Here is a 2,633-nt window from a genome sequence, read left to right on the forward strand (position 1 = left end):
CTCCGATATTAACTATCAACAACAGAGTGCGAGCATCCATCGATTGCATCAGTTCTTAGGGAATAATGGTAAACAACACCTTGATTTAGCCTGTGGCACAGGCCCACATGTACGGCATTTTATCGACCTTGGTTATCAGTGTAGTGGCCTAGATATTAATCAGCCGATGCTCGATATGGCCATGCGTCGTTGCCCTGAGGCCCAGTTTAATCTGCAAGATATGACTGCCTTTTATCTTGAGCAGCCAGTGGATTTAATTACCTGTTTTTTATATTCCATCCATTACAGTGCGGACATAGAGCGCCTTAAAAGTTGTATCGCCAGTGTGCACAGTGCCCTGAATGACGGCGGGATATTTTGTTTTAACTCGGTTGATAAGCACCGCATCGATAACCGCTTATCGATTAAGCATTTTGCTGAGTTTGAAGGACACCATTTTGCCTTTGAATCTGGCTGGCATTACAGTGGTCAAGGCGAAAAACAGTCGTTAAATCTAAGCATTGCAAAGCGTCAGCAGCCGTTTACTCAACAGGCTGATGTAGACGACGATGCTGATACATCAGCGCATCAGACTGAGTTATGGCAAGATCAACACACTATGGTCGCCACCAGTTTTGCGGAGCTGCAAGCGTTACTCGCGCCATATTTTGAAGTGCATATCTTTGAGCACGATTATGAAAAAATCGTCCCATGGGATTTAAGCTCAGGTAATGCGCTGTTTGTCTGTGTGAAGATTTAACCTTGGGTTGAAGGTAGCAACTGGGCGGTTATCTTTGGCAGCTCTGATTTATACCCATATCCATCTTTGCCTTTCACAATTTTCCTGTGAATAACTGTAGTCATTGCGGCCTAACGGCCGAGGTGAATCAAAGTCGTGGGGCTTCAACCCTCATGCTGTTTAGCACAATGCTATATTAATTGCGGTCTTACGGCCGAAGTGAATCAAAGTCGTGGGGCTTCACCCCACACCCGACCAAGGAGGACTGCTCGTCCTATCCTCCTTGGATGCTCCAAGACGCCCCTAGCGAAGTTACATGCATTAGTTACTGGCTTCGTGCTTATTCGAAAATCGCTAACGCTTCCGATGGGGCGTCCCTTCCCCCCGAAAGCTACGCAGACGTCCTGTCTGCGTCACGCGATTTTCTTCAACGCCTTTCAGCAACTTCGCAGGGGAGGTGAACTTCTGTTACTTCTGTGTTGGTTGTTAATCCCAAAAGAGTTATGCCTGTCCCATCTTGTTCCTTTCGCATCTTTTCCAAAGTGACATTATGACTGTAAGCAAATACACTAATGCAGTAATTAAACGTAATCTAATAAGTTTTTATAGACTATAAAATTTATGACATCAATTAAAAAAAAGGAATGCTAATGGGTGGTAATAATAAAATTGCAGGAGATTGGCTTTTTATTTTTCCAGTCAACAACCTAGACTTAACAGATTCAATAGGACATGAATTTAAAATTGGAAACGTCACTTTTATAACCGCTGAGAAATTTTATAGAGCAAAATCAAAATTTGGTGTTAAGTTAAAGAAAGAAAATTTAACATCAAATTATTTAACCAAGGAAATTATTGAAAAAGAAAAGTGTATTTTGGCTGTAATAAGGCAAAACGGTTTTTTAGATGAGGCTAGATCGCTTGCAGAAAAAGAAGTTAAGGATAAACTTTTTATTTTAATAGCGTCTCAGCTTTCATACGTAAGCAAATCATCACAATCGAGACCTGATTTATCACACAATCACTTTTATTCAACACAACACGTAACCATAAAGCTCAATGGAGAAAACAGGTTTGGCGGCGGTTTCAAGTCTGAAGGCACCTTGTTTCCATTAAGACTTGATTCAGACTGGGTAAGGTACCATCGTTCCTTTTACTTTTTAAAAGCTATAAAGCTTTTCGGAAAATGCAGTAAAGATATGAATGATTGGGAAAAAACATTATACCGCTCATTTATTTTCGCAGGAAAAAGCATAGCCGAAAATGATATTGGGCAAGCATTCATATATAGAATGACTGCACTAGAGTGTATTTTAACATCAGGTGGTAAGAATCATAAAGAGTCTTTGATTGACACGTTTAGAGCTCTAATAGGGTGGCATGAATACTGGGAAGATTCTAAGTTAAGTTCAAAAATAGAAAGTTTATACCGTGATAGAAACCAATATATTCATGATGGAAATAGTGAAAGCATAACTTTAGAACACCTTAAAATAACAGAAATGTTACTTCACAATCTATACAATAATATATTTAGTAATTTAAAATATTTTAATTCGAAGGCCAGTCTTAAAGAACTGATAGAAATTCAAAATGCTATCGAAAGGCTAAATCTTCACTCAGATAAGTTTAAATATTTGCCTAAAGGTCTTAAATTCACCAGAAAAATTTAAATATCTATCTCTACAAATGGCAACAAGTTAATCAGGCCACCCAAGATAAAACAAGAACATAATGCACTTTCTTTTAGCATTCAAGAATTTAACGAGCCACCCATTGTTAAATGTTCTAAAAGTGATGCTTGGTATCACTCTGTTTGCTTTGTATTACTTGCAAGCAACACCAAAGCTTCAGAAGTACACCTTCCCCTGCGAAGTTGCCGCGGGGCGTTGGAATAAATTGTGTGAGTCCGGTC

At 39.3% G+C, this 2,633-nt stretch carries 2 protein-coding genes; both read left to right on the forward strand.

Going from position 1 to position 2,633, the window contains the following annotated elements:
- Positions 1-739, forward strand: a 739-nt coding sequence (locus SHEWPOL2_RS21815; protein ID WP_037431701.1) for a class I SAM-dependent methyltransferase, incomplete at its 5' end; no start/stop codon positions are given.
- A 629-nt stretch (positions 740-1,368) separates the two neighbouring features.
- Entirely contained in the window at positions 1,369-2,391 is a 1,023-nt protein-coding gene (locus SHEWPOL2_RS21820) for a HEPN domain-containing protein (RefSeq protein ID WP_037431704.1), read from the forward strand.
- Positions 2,392-2,633 lie beyond the last annotated feature (242 nt).

The sequence above is a fragment of the Shewanella sp. POL2 genome (genome assembly GCF_000282755.1).
Taxonomy (GTDB): Bacteria; Pseudomonadota; Gammaproteobacteria; order Enterobacterales; family Shewanellaceae; genus Shewanella; species Shewanella xiamenensis.